Consider the following 17,890-nt stretch of genomic DNA (forward strand, 5'->3'; position numbering starts at 1 on the left):
TTATTACAGGTTTGTTGAACGTTTATTTGTTTTCAGGCACTCGCTCCAATCGATTCAGATAGTAACCCTTTTGTCTAAAAAAGTGGCTCGGAATGTCACAACCGAACCATGAAATGTTCTTTGGTGGTGGACTTAAATTTCCACTCCAGGCACTCGCTTTCCGCGGGCGTCTCGCACCTTCCGTTCCAATCGACTTTGTATTAAAAATTCAGATTGAAACCCTTTTACCTAAAAAAATGGCTCAGAATGGTCACAACCGAACCATGAAATGTTATTTGGTGGTGGACTTAAATTTCCACTCCGGGCACTCGCTTTCCGCGGGCGGTCTCGGGAGCCTCCTCGGCTTCCGCCTGCGGGGTCTCCTTAGATACGCTTTTCCCGCAGAAGTCTCGCACCTTCCGTTCCAAATCTTCCTCTTTTCAAAAAAAAAACCGACCTTTAAGGGCCGGTTTTTTCTCTTATTCTTCTTCCGCTTCTTCTTGGTCAAGGAATGTATTTAACATTTCCTCGACAAGATCCCACTCTTCTTCTGTTTCGATCGGTGTAAGTTCACCATCTTTATTATCTTCGCTAGGTACGAATGATGAAGCGTGGATTTCGATTTCTTCCTCATCATCTTCTGCAGACATCGGATAGTAAAGTACATAAGATTTGTTGAATTTATCTGAGTCGAATGTGAAAAGGATTTCGCAAAGCTGCTCGTTTCCGTTTTCATCTACTACTGTAATGTTGTTTTCGCCGTGTTCCATTTGTATTCACCTCATATTGAATTTGTTTGTCTGTCCAAGAATCCTTGCAGAATCATGACAGCCGCCATTTTATCAATGACTTTCTTGCGTTTGCTTCGGCTCACGTCCGCCTCAAGAAGGACACGTTCAGCCGCCATAGTTGTCAACCGTTCATCCCAGAGAAACACCGGCAGCTTGAATTTGTTTTCTAATCGTTTAGCGAAGTCTTGGCTGATCTCGCCTCGCGGTCCAACGGTACCATTCATGTTTTTAGGTAATCCGAGGACAATTTTAGAAACATCATGCTCTTTTATGATTTCATTGAGGCGTTTAAAGCCGAAGTCATTTCCAGCTTCGTTAATTTTGATCGTTTCCAATCCTTGTGCAGTCCAACCCATCGCGTCACTCAGGGCAACGCCGATGGTTTTTGAACCTAAATCAAGTCCCATTGTGCGCATTAGTATTCCTCTCGATGGTTCTTAAGATACGACTTAACCAATTCTTCGATGATTTCATCGCGTTCAAGCTTACGAATAATGTTTCGAGCATCCATATGGCGCGGGATGTAGGCCGGGTCACCAGATAATAGATAACCGACAATCTGGTTTATCGGGTTATAACCTTTTTCCTGAAGTGCAACATAAACTTGAGACAATACTTCTTGTACATCTCTTTCGAATGGTTCTTCGGGAAAATTAAATTTCATCGTTTTATCAAAGGAACTCATAAACATGCACCTCTCCTCAGCGTCCAGAATCCACTATTACCTACATTGTACAACACTTTCCATTGATTATGAAATCGATAAGACCCATTCTTCAACAAAATTAAGCGCTGCATCCAATTTTTCAGGGTCTTTTCCGCCGGCTTGGGCCATATCTGGACGTCCGCCACCGCCGCCGCCGCAACGGGAAGCAACTTCTTTGACCAATTTACCAGCATGGAAGCCGCGGTCGATGTAATCCTTAGTCACCCCGGCAATCAAATTGACTTTATCACCTTGGGCCGAACCTAATACGATAATGACAGAATCGAGCTTTTGTTTCAAATCATCCGCCATGGCACGCAGATTATTCATGTCGGTAGCTTGAACCTTTGCCACCAATACTTGAACTCCATTAACGTCTTTTACGTTAGAAACAAGGCTGCTTGCTTCAATATTACTTAATTTTGCAGTAAGGCTTTCATTCTCACGATGAAGTTCCTTCACTTCAGCTAGTACCGTTTCAATTCTTGAAGGTACATCTTTCAAGTTCGTTTTCAATTTGGAAGCCGCGTCTTTCAAGACACCGATTTGATCAGTCATCAATTTGTATGCCCCTGCACCCGTTACGGCTTCAATACGGCGAGTACCTGCACCGATGCCGCTTTCAGATACGATTTTGAACAAGCCGATTACCGCTGTATTCGGCACGTGGACACCCCCGCAAAGCTCGAGGCTGTAATCGCCGATTTGAACGACACGGACAATCTTGCCGTATTTTTCGCCGAACAACGCCATTGCGCCCATAGCCTTAGCTTCCTCGATGTTTTTATAGTCCGTATTCACTTGTAAGCTTTGCCAAATCTTTTCATTTACAATCGTTTCGATTTGTTCAATCTCTTCAGCCGTTATCTGGCCAAAATGAGAGAAGTCAAAGCGAAGGCGTTCAGCCTGTACGAGTGAACCTGCTTGATTGACATGTGTACCAAGCACATCTTTCAACGCCTGATGCAGAAGATGCGTCGCTGTATGATTTTTCGTGATATGGATCCGATTTTCTTGATTTACAGTAGCGACGATATCGGAATCTGCTGTTAAAGTGCCGGCAGTAACTGTTACACGGTGCAGATTTTGGCCATTAGGAGCCTTTTGGACATCATGGACATCAACCTTCACTGATTCACTGGCCATCGTTCCTATATCGGCTATTTGTCCGCCGCTTTCCGCATAGAAAGGAGTCTTGTTCAGTATCACTTGAACTTCTTCACCTTCTTGTGCCTCCGTTACAAGCTCGCCATTTTTTACTATGGCAGCAACTTTGGCTTCGACAGCGACTTGATCATAGCCGACAAATTCACTTTCAACTTTAATATCACCCAATACCCCGCCTTGGATTTGCATGGAATCCACATCTTGACGCGCTGAACGGGCACGTTCACGCTGTGCATCCATTTCCTTTTCAAATCCAGCATGATCGACCGTCATGCCTTCTTCTTCTGCATATTCTTCCGTTAACTCAATCGGGAAGCCATATGTGTCATATAAACGGAATGCGTCACTGCCAGGAATGGTTGTACCGCCTTTTTCCTTTTCCTTTTTAATGACTTCAGAAAGGATGGCGAGTCCATCATTTAGAGTTTCATGGAAGCGTTCCTCTTCATTCTTGATTACTTTTGCAATGAACTCTTTATTCTTAAGGACTTCAGGGTAGAAGTCTTTCATGATTTCGCCGACGACCGTCACAAGCTCGAACATGAATGGTCGATTGATGTTGATTTGCTTAGCATACCGAACCGCTCTGCGGAGTAAACGGCGCAATACATAACCGCGGCCTTCGTTGGATGGAAGAGCCCCGTCACCTACTGCAAAGGCTACCGTACGAATATGGTCTGCAATGACCTTGAATGCAACATCTTTTTCTGAATCAACACCATACTTCACATCGGAAATCTCTTCGACTGCCCGGATGATCGGCATGAATAGATCTGTATCATAGTTCGTCGCCACATCTTGAACGACGGAAGCCATACGTTCAAGGCCCATGCCTGTATCGATATTTTTCTTTGGAAGCGGTGTGTAAGAACCGTCCGGATTATGGTTGAATTGGGAAAACACAAGATTCCAGACTTCTAGATGCCGTTCATTTTCCCCGCCTGGATATAATTCCGGATCATTCGGATCATCGCCATATGCTGCTCCGCGGTCATAGAAAATCTCTGTGTTCGGGCCGCTTGGACCTTCACCGATATCCCAGAAGTTCTCCTCCAGGCGAATGATCCTTTCTGCAGGAACACCGATTTTCTTATTCCAGAGTTCGAATGCTTCATCATCTTCAGGATGGATCGTCACAGCCAATTTGTCCTTGTCGAACCCAATCCATTTTTCATCGGTCAAAAATTCCCATGCCCATGTGATGGCTTCTTCTTTGAAGTATTCACCAATGGAGAAGTTTCCGAGCATTTCGAAGAACGTATGATGACGTGCCGTTTTCCCCACGTTTTCAATATCGTTTGTACGGATGGCCTTTTGAGCATTTGTAATCCTTGGATTTTCAGGAATCACCCGTCCATCAAAATATTTCTTTAACGTCGCCACCCCGGAATTGATCCAAAGCAATGATGGATCTTCATGAGGAACCAATGACGCACTTGGTTCGATGTTATGGCCTTTTTCACTAAAAAAATCTAAATACATTTGGCGGATTTGAGCACCAGTTAAATACTTCATATATATATCCTCCTTTAAAAATTATGTAATTTTGAGCACACAAAAAACCCCCATCCCAAAAACAGGGACGAGAGTTAACTCGCGGTACCACCCTGATTATGGACGCAGGAATTCATCCTAGGCCCATCACCTTCATAAAAGCCTTAACGCGGCATGACGGCAGGTATTAGCTGCTCTCAGGACTAGCTTTCTGCTGCTCTTCACCTTACAGCCCCTTTCAGCCTGGGGGACCACTCTCTTTTAGATGGACTTCAGCATACTTCATCCTTCAACGAATTATCTTATGTAATGGATTATATTCACAAGACTTTTATTTGTCAATAAGGGGCGGCTTCTTTCTAAAGTGAACGCGGGCATGAAGTACAAAAACTTTCAATACTGCCAATATGGGAATTGAAAGGACCATGCCCATGATACCTCCTATTTCACCCCCGGCCAATAATGCGAGCATGATGAACAGCGGATGCATATGGAGGCTTTTACCGACTATAAGCGGCGAAAGGATATTTCCCTCAAGAAATTGAAGTACAAGCACGATGACGGCGATAATCAACACCATCTTAACCGACATTGTCGCGGCGATGACCAGTGCAGGAATCGCCCCAATAATCGGTCCGAAATACGGAATGACATTCGTTATCCCGATTATCGCCCCCAATAGAAGCGGATATTGCATTCCGACTATCCAGAAGAGCAGCGAGGAAATCAAACCGATCACGACACAGACGATGATTTGTCCGCGGATATAGCCGCCAAGCGACGCATCCACATCACGAATGAATGCCCGTCCCTGCTTGCGCCATTTTTTCGGCGTCATATACCATGCCATTTTTTTTAAAACAGTGAAATCTTTCAGGATATAAAATGCAATGAATGGAATCAATGCAATCAGGACGATGAAATCAATCATCTTCATTGCATACTCCATCGCCTTTTCAGGTATACGCTTCAGCCAATCTTCGAAAAGGGTGACACCTTCTTCGAACCTTTCATGAATTCCGAACGGCCAGGCAGCCGTTTGATGATTGAGTTTATCGATGCTGCCCCGGTACTGTTCAACCAGTTCCGGCACGCTTTCCGACAGCTCGCGGACCTGGCTGACGATCACTGGAATGCCTTTATAAACAGCAAAGCCGATCCCTCCGAAAAACAATAAATAGATGATCGTAATCGAAAGCCAGCGACGCATCCCCTTCTCATTTAAATATTCCACTACAGGGTGGAGCAAGTAACTGATGAACGCACCAATCAAAAAAGGCAGCAGTACCGTCACACATACAGTAACGACAGGTCCCCACATGGGCTTAAGTTTCATAAAAATATAGATAACGAAAAATAAGAGCAATAAAAAACCCAGGCGATAAAACCACTTTAGACGAATACTCACAATAAACACCTCCCGCTCATTTATTCTTCGAAAAGCGGGAGGTTTTCATACATAAAAAAGAGTGCCCTCATTATCAGGACACCCATTCCTGCTATAATAATGATTTTAATCTTTTGCGTATTTTCTTCATGTTCCGTTTAAACATCTTCGAGTTCATCAAGTCCGAACCCATATTCATTAGAGTATTGCGTGAACGTCTAGCCATTGCAAACACCTCTTCCGTTATTTACATACCGAAGCGGCGGTCATTTTCCTCAAACAAATCGTCCAATGAACTTAAACTTCCATCTTCCTCGACTTGGTGCGTATTTATGAGCCCTTCGGATAGAGTCATTTCAATAAAACAATTCCAACAATAATATTGATTTACGCCAATCTTCCCAACATCTTTACTGCGGCAATTCGGACATTTAATTTCCAAAATGGACACCTCACTGTTCATAAACTGAAACAATGATGGTATCCTTCCCTAATGCAGGCGGCTGTTTTGATTCTATCACTGTCGACTCCGAGAAAAACCCATCCGTTGTTTCATACGCTATAATCGTGCCCATTTTTCCCTTGAAATATACATCCTGCAGTAAACCAAGCTCTTCGCCCATTTCTGAAAAAAGCATGCGTCCCAATAATTCGTCCTTCGAAAGGCAAATGGAATCCGCAGGCACTTTCCTTAAGGTTGAATCCTGTTGCATGATGACGATCCCATCTGGACCGAATGAAGAAATATCGTCGAGTTTCAAATGAAAAGCTCTTTTGAACAATGCATGTTGATGAACGACCAAGCCTGTTACCTGACCCATTTCAGAAATTGATAAATCGTGGACCGTACCGATTCTTTCTCCTTTGATTGTAAAAACCGGCATCCCTTTCAATAAAGAAAACGTCCGCAAGGTCATCCCGCCTTTCCGAACATTTTTATTATCTCTTTACTATTGTAAATAGATGTGCTGAAAGGTTTTCCATTGTTGGTCCCTTTTCCAGTAATACAGAAACCAGGCCATAAAAAAAGACCGGTTTCCCGGTCTAATACACTTACTTTACCATCCTCTGCTGGCACCTCCGCCACCGGAACTTCCTCCGCCGCCGCCCCGTGGACCGCCGCTGCCGCCTCCACGGCCGCCGCCACCTCCGCGACTGATGATTATCAAGAGAATATTGATTAGCGTTTGAAGGAAAAATCCTTTAAAGAACTTGGCATCGAGGATGACTACGATGATGACTACGATGATAATGAGGAAAATCTGTAAACCTGATGGCTGAAAGGTTTCTGATTCGGGCTGAACGGAGAGATCTTGATAAAACTCGTCACCTAGGTCGTATTCCTTCGTGACATCGTTATATACAGCCTTATAGGTCTCCGTCAGGGCAACATCATATTTACCCTCTTTCAGCGCAGGGATAGCCACATCATCCAAAATCTGTCCAGATCTTATATCGGTAATGGCCCCTTCCAAACCGTACCCCACTTCAATGCGGATTTTCTGTTCTTCCATGGCCAGCACAATGAGGACTCCATTGTTCAGCTCGGCATCACCAAGCTTGAATGATCTAAATGCCTCGACCGAGTACTCCTCGATTTCGGATCCTTCGATCGAATCAACCGTCAAAACGGAAATTTGTGCTTTTGTGGCATCATCCAATCGTTTCCCAAGTTCGATGAGTTCGGATTTTTCCTGATCATCCAGGACTCCAGCAAAGTCCTGAACATATATATCCCCAACTGGTTCAGGGATGTTAGGTTGTGCTGCGGCTACGTTTGCTAAACCGAACGTGAGAATGAAGAATAGCGCAAACACAGCGAGTCTTTTCATTATTTATCGCTCCCGAAATCAACCTTTGGCGTTTCTTTTTCTTGATCGGTCACTTCAAAATATGGTTTGGCATCGAACCCGAACACTCCTGCCATCATATTCTTCGGAAAGCGTTTAATCATTTTATTATAGTTGGTAACTTCATCATTATAGTCTTTTCGTGCTACCGTCAGCCGATTTTCCGTTCCTTCCAAACTATCCATGAGACCCTTAAAGTTCTCATTGGCCTTTAAATCCGGATAGTTTTCGACAACCACCAAAAGTCGGCTCAAGGCCCCACTCAATTCTTGATCGGCATCAATCGCATCTTCAGTGGAATTGGCACCGGCCAGCTTCGAGCGTGCATCACTTACCGCTTTAATGGCTTCCGTTTCATGCGAAGCATAACCCTTCACCGTTTCGACAAGATTTGGAATCAAATCCGCTCTTCGTTTTAATTGATTATCCACTTGCGACCATTTATTGTCGACGTCTTCACTGGCACTTACAAGGCCGTTGTATGAAGATGCCCCATAAATGACAAGTAAAACGACAATGACTATTCCTATTATCCAACCTTTTTTCATCAAATCCCCCCTACTCTTTCACATATTAGTTATAATTCCACCAAAACTATGAATTTTAAACAAAATGCATCCAAAAGAACCCGCTACATAAAATCATAAGGCGTGACATTCTCCATCCCGATCATCGGGTCAGCATGCATGAGAATATCAAGATAACTCGATTGTTGAGGTACTTCTCCCTTTTCCGCCGGCATTTCTTCTTCGCTCAAAATTTCCCGCAGCTTTTCACGCAAAGTCGTTTTGCGGCGCATCTCATCATTACGCTCGATCCCTAAACGGAATGCATCTTCTTCACCACAAAGGATCAAGAAATTTTTACTGCGCGTAATCGCCGTATACAATAAATTACGTCGGAGCATCCGATAATAGCTTTTCACTACAGGTAAAATGACAATGGGGAATTCGCTTCCCTGCGACTTATGGATGGAGCAGCAATATGCATGTGTGATCTGGTTCAAGTCCTGCTTCGTGTATGTCACCTCAATGCCTTCGAACGATATGATTACTTTATCGACATGATCGGTATTTTCTTTAGCGAACAATATGGACACGATTTCTCCCATATCGCCATTAAAGACACCCTCCTCTGGCTGGTTCACCAGTTGAAGCACCTTATCTCCCGTTCTGTATATTACGTCTCCGAATTTTATTTCCCGCCGCTTTTCATCCGCATTGCTATTGAACACTTCCTGAAGCATTTTATTCAGTGCATCAATCCCGGCAGGCCCTCTATACATGGGAGCCAGTACCTGTATATCCTTGGCCGTGAAGCCTTTCGTCCTGGCATTGGCAACGACTTTCTCGATTACTTGGGCGATTTGACCGGTTTGGCAGCGAATGAACGATCGGTCTTCTTGCTGTTTCGTGACATCAGCCGGAAGCCTTCCCTTTTTGATTTCATGGGCCAATTCAATGATCGACGAGCCATCGGCTTGACGATAAATATGTTCCAGACTGACAGTCGGTACACAATTCGATGCAAGCAAATCCTTTAAAACCTGCCCAGGGCCAACAGATGGCAGCTGATCTTCATCACCAACCAATATCACTTGGACATTTTCCGGCAGAGCTTTAAACAATTGATGGGCCAGCCACGTATCCACCATGGAAACCTCATCGATGATTACAATACGGCCATCCAGCTGATTATCCTCATCATGGGAAAAGCCTTCACTCCCGTTCCACCCGAGCAAACGGTGGATCGTAACAGCGGGAAGCCCAGTCGATTCGGCCATGCGTTTCGCTGCACGGCCAGTAGGAGCCGCAAGTACGAATGGAAATGGATCGCTTCCTTCTTTTTTATAATCGTTAATGTCCATCGATACGCCATGCAACTCTGCATATAGCTCAACGATTCCTTTAATGACTGTCGTCTTACCGGTACCCGGTCCGCCCGTCAAGATTAACATGGGTGATTGCAGGGCCGTTTGGATCGCTTCCTTTTGGGCCGGGGCATAAGAAACATCCAGACGCTCTTCAAGCTCCCCAAGTGCAAGCAAGAACTCCGATTCGGGGAACTGGTCCTCATACTCGGTTTGAGCAAGCAGCCGCTTTATGTTCATTACGATTCCCTTTTCCGAATAGAATAGCGAAGGCGGATAAATTCGTTGATCCTCGACAACTATTTTCCCCTCTTGCGTCAATTCGATTATTTCCGAGGAAATGTTCGTGAATTCAATGCGATCCCGTTTATTTTCCTCCAACAGCCGTTTGACTGCTTCCAAAAGCTGCTCGGCTTCTATGTAGATATTTCCGTCCTGCAGGCATTGTGATTCAAGCGTATACAAGCACGCAGCCTTGATTCGGTCGGGATGGCTGCCGGAAATGCCCAGCTGATGCCCAAGCTCATCCGCCCGTCCAAAACCAATCCCTTCGATATCCTCTACGAGCTTATACGGATTTCCCTGAACCATCGTTATCGTATCCTGTTTATACATTTGATATATCTTCATCGACAACTGCGGACCGAAGCCATATTGATTCAGGGCGATCATCACCTGCTCCAGACCTTGATGCTCGACCAATGTATCATAGAGGCCCTTTGCCTTTTCACCGGATAGCTTCGGGATATCATCAAGCAGCGAGGGCTGAGCCAGAATTTTTGAAATTGCCTTTTCACCCAGTGTCTCAACAATGCTTTCAGCTGTTTTCTTCCCAATGCCCTTGAAAAGGTCACCTGATAAATAACTGACGATGCCTTCCTTGGATTGAGGCAAATCCTTGCGAAAATGCTCTACATGAAATTGAAGGCCAAAACGCGGATGTTCCTTCATGGCCCCATAAAAAATATAGATCTCATCCTCATGCATCCTTGGAAAATAACCAGTTACGACCGCTTCCTTCTCTTCATAATTCAGATTCGTTTCATGCACACGAATTCTTACAACCGAGTACATATTTTCTTCATTATGAAAGATCGTCACTAAATGACTTCCCTTCATGAACATTTTCTCTTCTGAAAACAAATCCAACGAGTCTTGCTGGCTCAACGCTTCTCCCCACCTTTCCATGCATATGCTTTTTATTTACTCTGCATTCATTTCTTCCAACAGTTTCTTACCGTGTGCAGCAAGCATATGGTCTGGCTGTGCTTCCAAAGCCTTGTCAAAATAAGCCATCGCTGCTTGCGCATCCTCACGATACCCTGCAAACGCAACACCTAAATTATAATAAGCATCCGCATGTCCCGGATCCTGTTCCACAACTAAATTCAGCTGGTTGATCAATTCATCATATAATTCCGCATTAGCAAGACATAACGCATATTGGAATCTTGCATCAACGTCCTCAGGGCTCAGCTCCACCGTTCTCTGTAAATAAGGCATAGCCAATTTCGGCTGATCCAATGCCATCAAAGTCAATCCAAGCATGAAGTAAGCATCGCTGTTATCCAATCCCAATCGGATTGCCTTTTCGAACATATCCTTCGCTTCGACCAGTTTAGAATCTGATTCATAATATAAGTTTCCTAATGAATAGTAAGCCGCTGCCGCATTTTCATCCAGCTCGATCGCCTTTTTGTAAAACTTGACCGCTTTTTCCGTTTCACCAACGGCAGTCAATACATTCCCAAAGTTTATGTAGGCAACAGGCTCATTCGGATTTTCCTCGATCGCCTCATTAAAAACCTTCGCCGCTTCTTCGTATTTCCCTTGCTGCATAAATTCAATTCCTTGTTGATTCTTATCCATATCCATTCACACTCCATTTTTATATTAAAAAGTATAGCATAAGCCAGTGGCCGAATTCAGGCGGTATACCCGCAATCCAAAAGAAGTCCCCAACCGCAAACACAGCTGGGGACATGCTTATTTTACCCTACGTAAGTCAGTTTTTCACCTTTTTTAAATACTTCATCAATCGTACCGCCGCCAAGGCATACTTCACCTTCATAGAATACGACTGCTTGTCCAGGTGTGATCGCGCGGACTGGCTCGTCAAAGATGACTTCGACGTCACCATTGTCCAAGACCTTCACCTTAACACCGCTATCCTCTTGACGGTACCTGAACTTTGCCGTACATGTAAATTCACCCGCAGGCGCATGTTCCGCTACCCAGCTGACATTCACTGCACGAAGGGAATTGGAATACAGTACATCATTATCAAAGCCTTGACACACATATAAAACATTGCGCTTCAAGTCTTTTCCCGCAACAAACCAAGGTTCGCCGCTGCCGCCGATCCCTAGACCGTGACGCTGACCGATGGTGTAATACATCAATCCGTCATGCTTGCCCATGACCTTGCCATCCATCGTGACCATATCACCGGGCTGAGCTGGGAGGTAATTGCTTAAAAACTCTTTGAAATTGCGTTCACCGATAAAACAGATGCCTGTAGAATCTTTTTTCGTTGCCGTGGCAAGACCCGCTTCTTTTGCAATTTCACGGACTTCCTTCTTATCAATGTGTCCAAGCGGAAACATGACTTTTTCCAACTGTTCTTGAGTAAGCTGGTTCAAGAAGTACGTTTGATCTTTATTATTATCGACACCGCGAAGCATTTTGTATTCGCCATCCCGGTATTCAACCTGTGCGTAATGACCTGTGGCCACATAATCGGCACCAAGGCTTACGGCATGTTCAAGAAATGCCTTGAACTTGATTTCCTTATTGCACATTACATCCGGATTCGGGGTACGGCCCGCTTTATACTCATCCAAGAAATAAGTGAAAACTTTATCCCAATACTGCTTTTCAAAATTGACCGCATAATAAGGGATGCCGATTTGATTACAAACGGCAATTACATCATTGTAATCTTCCGTTGCCGTACAGACTCCGTTTTCATCTGTATCATCCCAGTTCTTCATGAAAATCCCGACAACATCATAGCCTTGATTCTTCAATAGCAGGGCTGACACAGAAGAATCCACGCCTCCTGACATACCCACGACGACGCGGGTGTCCTGTGGTGCTTTTCTCATTCTGTCACCTCATTTATTTAAAGTGAGAATTATCTTCTCACTAATCTATTAACGATTTTAACGGTGGTTTCAGCCGCCTGCCTTACTTCCTCTTCCGTGTTGTTCAGACCGAAGCTGTAACGAATCGAATTCTTCGTCCGCTCCGAATCTTTCCCGAACATCGCCACAAGCACATGCGACGGATCGATTGACCCAGCAGTACAAGCGGACCCGCTCGATACAGCAACACCTGCCAAGTCCATATTAACGAGCATCGATTCCACATTCGTACCAGGAAAACTAACATTCAGCAAATGCGGCAGCGACTGTTCCATAGATCCGTTAATTTCATATTGTACATCCGCCTCATCAAAGACGGCAAGCAATACGTCTTTAAAACGCTTGTATTGCTCCTTTTTCTTTTCCATCATGCTTTGTGCAATTAAAACAGCTTCTGCAAAACCGGCAATTGAAGGCACGCTCTCCGTACCAGCACGGCGCTTGCGTTCTTGTTCCCCGCCATATAAATGTGGATTCAGCTTCAAGCCTTCACGTATATAAAGAAAGCCGATTCCTTTTGGACCGTTGATTTTATGTGCGGATACGCTAAGCAAATCCACACCCAACTCACGGACGTCGATAGAGATCAAACCATATGCCTGAACCGCATCCGTATGGAAAATGGCTTGATGCACCCTGAGCAGCTGCCCAATTTCAGCAATCGGCTGGACCGTTCCAACCTCATTATTGCCGAACATGACCGAAACCAAAATCGTGTCATCCCGCAATGCGGCCTTTAAATCGGCAATTGAAATAAGCCCCGCTTCATTCACAGGTAAATATGTGACCTCAAAGCCAGACTTCTCAAGGTATTGGCATGTATGCAAAACCGCATGATGCTCAATCTCCGTAGTAATGATGTGCTTTCCTTGTTCTTTATAAGCATTCGCAACACCAATGATCGCCGTATTATCCGCCTCGGTTCCGCCGCTCGTGAAAATGATTTCATTCCGCCCTGCACCGATGCTCGCTGCAATACTCGAACGCGCCTCATCCAAAACATGGCGCGCCTCCCGCCCGAACGCATGAATGCTCGACGGATTCCCGAAGTCATTACTCATGACCGTCATCATCCTATCGATCACATTCGGATGCATCGGTGAAGTCGCAGCATGATCTAAATATATTCTGTCCACTTTTTTGTCGCCTCCATTAAAAAACGCAAGCGCCTACATAATAGGCGCATTGCTAATCACTTAAATATAATACATATAAGAATCGATTTCACCCGTATCCTTGTAGCTCGCCAAATCCATAAGCGTCGTATTATCCAATACATCCTTCACAGCATCGCGAATCCGGATCCAAAGCTGGCGCTTCACCGGCTCCTCATCCTCAATTCCTTCAACAGGGGTAATCGGCCCTTCCAATACACGAATCACATCACCCGAAGTAATCTCCTGAGGATCCTTAGACAGGACATACCCGCCATACGCACCGCGCACACTCTTCACCAATCCCGCATTACGAAGCGGCGCAATCAACTGCTCCAAATAATGCTCCGACAGATTATGCGTCTGGGCAATCGATTTCAAACTCTTCGGGCCTTCACCATAATGTTTAGCAAGCTCGATCATAATCGTCAAACCATAACGGCCTTTAGTAGATATCTTCATACATATACACCTCAAATTATTTATCCGTTTCTAAATTCTTTTGAAATTATAGCATATTCCCGCCGGAAATGCATTCACCCGCCCTTCATTTGTCAAATTATCCTAATTGGATAGGTAGGAAAAGATATAAAAAAGGTTGGGTTAGGACGGATTTTTTGCCTGGAACGGTCAGATTTTTGCGGGGATAGGTCGAATCTTTCGCTCGAACGGTCGGATTATTGCAGAGATAGGTCGGATCTTTGTGAGGATAGGTCGGATCTTTCGTCCGGACGGTCGGATTATTGGGTGCTAGAACGAATTTTTCGATCAGAAGCTGGATTATTTACGCTAGGTCGGATTTTTCGCTCGAACGGTCGGATTATTGCAGAGATAGGTCGGATTTTTCGCCCGGACGGTCGGATTTTTGTGGGGATAGGTCGGATCTTTCGCCCGGACGGTTGGATTATTGCAGGGATAGGTCGAATTAATACAAAAGTTCATCCATGCCACATTTAATTTCACTAAAATACAGGAAATCACTTTATTAACCGAGAATACTTCACTTAAATCTATAAGGAGTGGTAATCATGATCATTAAAAACTGCAAGAGGCCTTTAAAAATAGACATGCTCGAAGCTCTGATGAGACGCTTACCTCCTGGGCATGCGAAGCACCCGGCAATTATTGAAGATATTAAAAAAATCAAGGCTGGATACAACGGTGAAAACAGAGTCTTTCAATCTCTTAAATCCCTTCCTGAAAAAGAGTATCTACTCTTTCATGACCTCCGACTTATTGGATCACCTTTCCCCTTCCAAATGGACATCCTCATTCTCACATCCTCTTTCCTTTTAATCCTTGAAGTCAAAAACATGGCTGGTGAAATCTTTTTCGATAATGCATTCAATCAACTTATCCGTACAAATCCAGATGGAAAAACCGAAGCTTTTGATGATCCCATATTGCAAGTGAGCCGGCAGCGCCAGCACTTGTTAGACTGGTTAAAAACAAAAAGAACGAACAACCTTCCAGTTGAAACTCTCGTAGTCAGTGCCAATTCTTCAACGATCATTCGGGCCGGGAATACGGATATTAATAGAATAGTGACACGCAAGGATCGGATTCTACTTAAAATTGAGGAATTAAAAAACAAGTATAACGAAGCGGTCCTTTCTACTAGAGCAATGAAACGATTATCGAATTTATTGCTTGATAGTCACATCCCTTATATTCCTAAACCGCTCGAGAATTATAGAATTCCGATTACCGCCCTCCAAACCGGAGTATTCTGCGATAAGTGTCATGCATTTTCGATGGAGCGGAAATCAAGAAAGTGGATTTGCCGTACCTGTTTGGATATTTCCCTCGATGCACACATTTCGGCACTATATGATTATCTATACCTCGTCAAACCTACCATTACCAACAGGGAATTTCGAAACTTCCTACAACTCCAATCCCCATCCAGTGCAAAAAAACTATTACTTTCACTAAAACTGAATCATTCCGGCCATACTAGAGGCAGAGTTTATCTATTAAATTCTCTCATAGAAGGAGAGGTCGGATTATTACGTCAGTAGGTCGGATTTTTCCGCCGGTAGGTCGAATTCGTCAACCGCTAGGTCGGATTTTTCCGCCGATAGGTCGATTTAGTCACCTGCTAGGTCGGATTTTCCCGCCGGTAGGTCGAATTCGTCCACTGCTAGGTCGAATTATCGATCTCACAGCATAAATTAAATCCCGAAACGGACTACTATAATAGGAATTCACCCTCTTTTACAGCATAATCAGCGCATTTCCCCTATCAGTTGTGATACCTTATATTAAAAGGAGAGGTGCGCAATGAATATTAAACCGCTTGCTTTCCGGATGCGGCCTCGTTCGATTGATGAGATCATCGGGCAGGAGCATCTGGTCGGTGAAGGGAAAATTATCGCAAGGATGGTGAAAGCCAAGCAGCTTTCTTCCATGATATTGTATGGTCCGCCGGGAATTGGCAAGACTTCGATTGCAAGTGCGATTGCCGGAAGCACGAAGTTTGCTTTCAGGACACTGAACGCGGTGACCAATAATAAAAAGGATATGGAAATCGTGGCTGCCGAGGCTAAGATGTCCGGAAAAGTGATTCTGCTGCTTGATGAGGTTCACCGGCTCGATAAGGCGAAGCAGGATTTCCTTTTGCCTTATCTTGAAAACGGGATGATCACCTTGATCGGTGCAACGACCAGCAATCCCTATCATGCAATCAATCCGGCCATCCGAAGCAGGTGCCAGATTTTCGAGCTCAAATCATTGGAAACCAATGATATTACCAAAGCTCTGGAACGGGCACTTCATGATGAAGAGCGCGGGCTTGGTGCGTATATAACGGATGTCAGCCTTGATGCCCTTACCCATTTCGCGACGGCTTCGAACGGAGATGTCCGCAGTGCGCTTAACGCTCTTGAGCTCGCCGTCATTTCCACCGAACCCGATGAGTCCGGAACGATACATATAGATTTGCAAATTGCCGAGGAATGCATGCAGAAAAAAAGCTTCTCACATGACAAGGATGGAGATGCCCATTATGATGTTCTGTCGGCTTTCCAAAAATCTATTCGCGGCAGTGATGTGAATGCAGCCCTTCATTATTTGGGGCGCTTGGTCGAAGCCGGCGATCTTGTCAGCATTGCCCGCCGCATGGTGGTCATTGCCTACGAAGACATTGGTCTCGCCAATCCGCAGGCTGGTCCCAGGGCCCTCGCTGCAGTCGAAGCCGCTGAACGGCTCGGGTTTCCTGAAGCCCGGATTCCACTTGCCAACTCCGTGATCGAGTTATGCCTATCACCTAAATCGAATACGGCCATTACCGCAATTGATGCGGCTCTTTCCGACATTCGCAGCGGCCATAGTGGAGATGTACCGGATCATCTTAAGGATGCCCATTACAAAGGGGCCACTGAACTCGGACGCGGCATCGGCTACCTATATCCGCATGACTACGAGAATGGCTGGGTGAAGCAGCAATACTTACCCGACAAACTGCGCAGAAAAAAATACTACAAACCGAAAAAGAGCGGGAAATTCGAACAAGCCCTTGCCTCGGTCTATGAAAATATCGAGAAAAAGAAATAACTCCGGATCGCTTCAGACCCGGAGTTTCTTTATTGTGGGAAATGAAAACTTTTAACATGCCTCATGTTGACAAAAATCGCCTCCCCTTGAGCATTCACCATCTCAATGATGCCATCTTTCACTGCACTGATCATCCCGATATTCTGCGGATGCATCCCCAAGTCGAGCACCACCAGTTTATTGGTTAACTTTTTCACCTGTTCCTCCAATGTCCTGGCCCAGCTTAAAGAAGAAACCTGTGCCAATTGTTCCCCTTTATTCAAACCGTATGGACCCTTTTCATCATCACAAACCGAAAGCCACTTTAAATGATCCATCGAAATGAACATCGTTTTAAATACTGGCGAATAAAAGACGAAATAGTTATTCATGATGCCCACGATATAACCATGAACCGAGTTTTTTTTCGTGAGCAGGATTTCAACAAACATCCCCTTCGCATTCATCAGTAATTTTCGGAACGAGGTCTCGTCAATCTCCGGCTCTCCTCCCGAACCAATCTCCTCATCGATTATAGGAAAGGAAATATTCTTAATGTGCCGGAATGGAACGTAACGGTAGGCTTTTCCAGTATACAAAACGATGATGTCAGAACTTACTTCAATTAAAATTCCCGCTTCATGTATATTCCCTGATAGCTCCAGTTCCATATACTGGCCTATATGTTTTGCTAACAAGCGACGCTTCCCCCTTTATATTAAGATCAACCAAACAAAATGGTTGCTTGGCCATTTTAAAAGCATTTGAACATAAACTTTTGCAAATGAAAAAATAAATCAAAGGTGTATTGA

The 17,890-nt window shown here is 44.6% G+C and carries 18 protein-coding genes; 3 read left to right on the forward strand and 15 right to left on the reverse strand.

Annotated features, from left to right (window positions below; translation table 11 throughout):
- Nucleotides 1–92 precede the first annotated feature (92 nt).
- Nucleotides 93–500 carry a hypothetical protein gene (locus tag ACYP5M_RS08910; protein ID WP_434167432.1) on the forward strand — a complete coding sequence of 136 codons (408 nt, stop codon included), beginning with the start codon at nucleotides 93–95 and terminating at the stop codon, nucleotides 498–500.
- Here the strand turns inward: ACYP5M_RS08910 and ACYP5M_RS08915 are convergent.
- From ACYP5M_RS08915 to cymR, 14 genes are all read right to left on the reverse strand, one after another.
- Complete coding sequence (locus ACYP5M_RS08915) at nucleotides 459–749, reverse strand: DUF1292 domain-containing protein (RefSeq protein ID WP_063232962.1); 291 nt, start codon at nucleotides 747–749, stop codon at nucleotides 459–461. The two genes, ACYP5M_RS08910 and ACYP5M_RS08915, sit on opposite strands and share 42 nt — an antisense overlap.
- 11 nt (nucleotides 750–760) lie before the next feature.
- The gene (ruvX, locus tag ACYP5M_RS08920; RefSeq protein ID WP_034308633.1) at nucleotides 761–1,186 is read right to left on the reverse strand and encodes a Holliday junction resolvase RuvX; all 426 of its coding nucleotides are present in this window, start codon (nucleotides 1,184–1,186) and stop codon (nucleotides 761–763) included.
- On the reverse strand, nucleotides 1,186–1,455 hold the full coding sequence (locus ACYP5M_RS08925) for an IreB family regulatory phosphoprotein (RefSeq protein WP_034311358.1): 270 nt from the start codon (nucleotides 1,453–1,455) through the stop codon (nucleotides 1,186–1,188). The genes ruvX and ACYP5M_RS08925 overlap by 1 nt, the downstream gene beginning before the upstream one ends.
- Nucleotides 1,456–1,521: 66 nt before the next feature.
- Nucleotides 1,522–4,158 (reverse strand): alanine--tRNA ligase, encoded by a 2,637-nt coding sequence (alaS, locus tag ACYP5M_RS08930; RefSeq protein ID WP_434167433.1) that lies wholly within the window; start codon nucleotides 4,156–4,158, stop codon nucleotides 1,522–1,524.
- A 310-nt stretch (nucleotides 4,159–4,468) separates the two neighbouring features.
- Nucleotides 4,469–5,545 carry an AI-2E family transporter gene (locus ACYP5M_RS08935; RefSeq protein WP_434167434.1) on the reverse strand — a complete coding sequence of 359 codons (1,077 nt, stop codon included), beginning with the start codon at nucleotides 5,543–5,545 and terminating at the stop codon, nucleotides 4,469–4,471.
- Between the two features lie 226 nt (nucleotides 5,546–5,771).
- Complete coding sequence (locus ACYP5M_RS08940) at nucleotides 5,772–5,987, reverse strand: hypothetical protein (protein ID WP_034311361.1); 216 nt, start codon at nucleotides 5,985–5,987, stop codon at nucleotides 5,772–5,774.
- Nucleotides 5,977–6,435: a PRC-barrel domain-containing protein gene (locus ACYP5M_RS08945; protein ID WP_459734928.1), complete on the reverse strand. Its 459-nt coding sequence runs from the start codon at nucleotides 6,433–6,435 to the stop codon at nucleotides 5,977–5,979. The genes ACYP5M_RS08940 and ACYP5M_RS08945 overlap by 11 nt, the downstream gene beginning before the upstream one ends.
- 147 nt (nucleotides 6,436–6,582) lie before the next feature.
- Nucleotides 6,583–7,356: a TPM domain-containing protein gene (locus tag ACYP5M_RS08950; protein ID WP_434167435.1), complete on the reverse strand. Its 774-nt coding sequence runs from the start codon at nucleotides 7,354–7,356 to the stop codon at nucleotides 6,583–6,585.
- Entirely contained in the window at nucleotides 7,356–7,925 is a 570-nt protein-coding gene (locus tag ACYP5M_RS08955) for a LemA family protein (protein ID WP_397315188.1), read from the reverse strand. Before ACYP5M_RS08955 ends, ACYP5M_RS08950 begins: the two co-directional genes overlap by 1 nt.
- Before the next feature lie 80 nt (nucleotides 7,926–8,005).
- Complete coding sequence (gene recD2 / locus ACYP5M_RS08960; RefSeq protein WP_101222648.1) at nucleotides 8,006–10,411, reverse strand: SF1B family DNA helicase RecD2; 2,406 nt, start codon at nucleotides 10,409–10,411, stop codon at nucleotides 8,006–8,008.
- A gap of 36 nt (nucleotides 10,412–10,447) precedes the next feature.
- Nucleotides 10,448–11,113 (reverse strand): tetratricopeptide repeat protein, encoded by a 666-nt coding sequence (locus ACYP5M_RS08965; RefSeq protein WP_434167436.1) that lies wholly within the window; start codon nucleotides 11,111–11,113, stop codon nucleotides 10,448–10,450.
- Between the two features lie 122 nt (nucleotides 11,114–11,235).
- Nucleotides 11,236–12,351: a tRNA 2-thiouridine(34) synthase MnmA gene (mnmA, locus tag ACYP5M_RS08970; RefSeq protein ID WP_434167437.1), complete on the reverse strand. Its 1,116-nt coding sequence runs from the start codon at nucleotides 12,349–12,351 to the stop codon at nucleotides 11,236–11,238.
- Between the two features lie 29 nt (nucleotides 12,352–12,380).
- Nucleotides 12,381–13,526: a cysteine desulfurase family protein gene (locus ACYP5M_RS08975; protein ID WP_434167438.1), complete on the reverse strand. Its 1,146-nt coding sequence runs from the start codon at nucleotides 13,524–13,526 to the stop codon at nucleotides 12,381–12,383.
- Nucleotides 13,527–13,586: 60 nt separating this feature from the next.
- Nucleotides 13,587–14,006 carry a cysteine metabolism transcriptional regulator CymR gene (gene cymR, locus ACYP5M_RS08980; RefSeq protein WP_034308657.1) on the reverse strand — a complete coding sequence of 140 codons (420 nt, stop codon included), beginning with the start codon at nucleotides 14,004–14,006 and terminating at the stop codon, nucleotides 13,587–13,589.
- A 566-nt stretch (nucleotides 14,007–14,572) separates the two neighbouring features.
- Between cymR and ACYP5M_RS08985 the strand changes: the two genes are divergently transcribed.
- Entirely contained in the window at nucleotides 14,573–15,565 is a 993-nt protein-coding gene (locus ACYP5M_RS08985) for a nuclease-related domain-containing protein (RefSeq protein ID WP_434167439.1), read from the forward strand.
- 262 nt (nucleotides 15,566–15,827) lie between these two features.
- Nucleotides 15,828–17,099, forward strand: coding sequence for a replication-associated recombination protein A (locus tag ACYP5M_RS08990; protein WP_260358142.1), 1,272 nt, complete (start codon nucleotides 15,828–15,830; stop codon nucleotides 17,097–17,099).
- Nucleotides 17,100–17,128: 29 nt separating this feature from the next.
- On the opposite strand, the gene ACYP5M_RS08995 is transcribed toward ACYP5M_RS08990, so the two are convergent.
- The gene (locus ACYP5M_RS08995; RefSeq protein WP_459734929.1) at nucleotides 17,129–17,776 is read right to left on the reverse strand and encodes a DUF2642 domain-containing protein; all 648 of its coding nucleotides are present in this window, start codon (nucleotides 17,774–17,776) and stop codon (nucleotides 17,129–17,131) included.
- Nucleotides 17,777–17,890: the final 114 nt, after the last annotated feature.

The sequence above is a fragment of the Peribacillus sp. N1 genome (assembly GCF_054600815.1).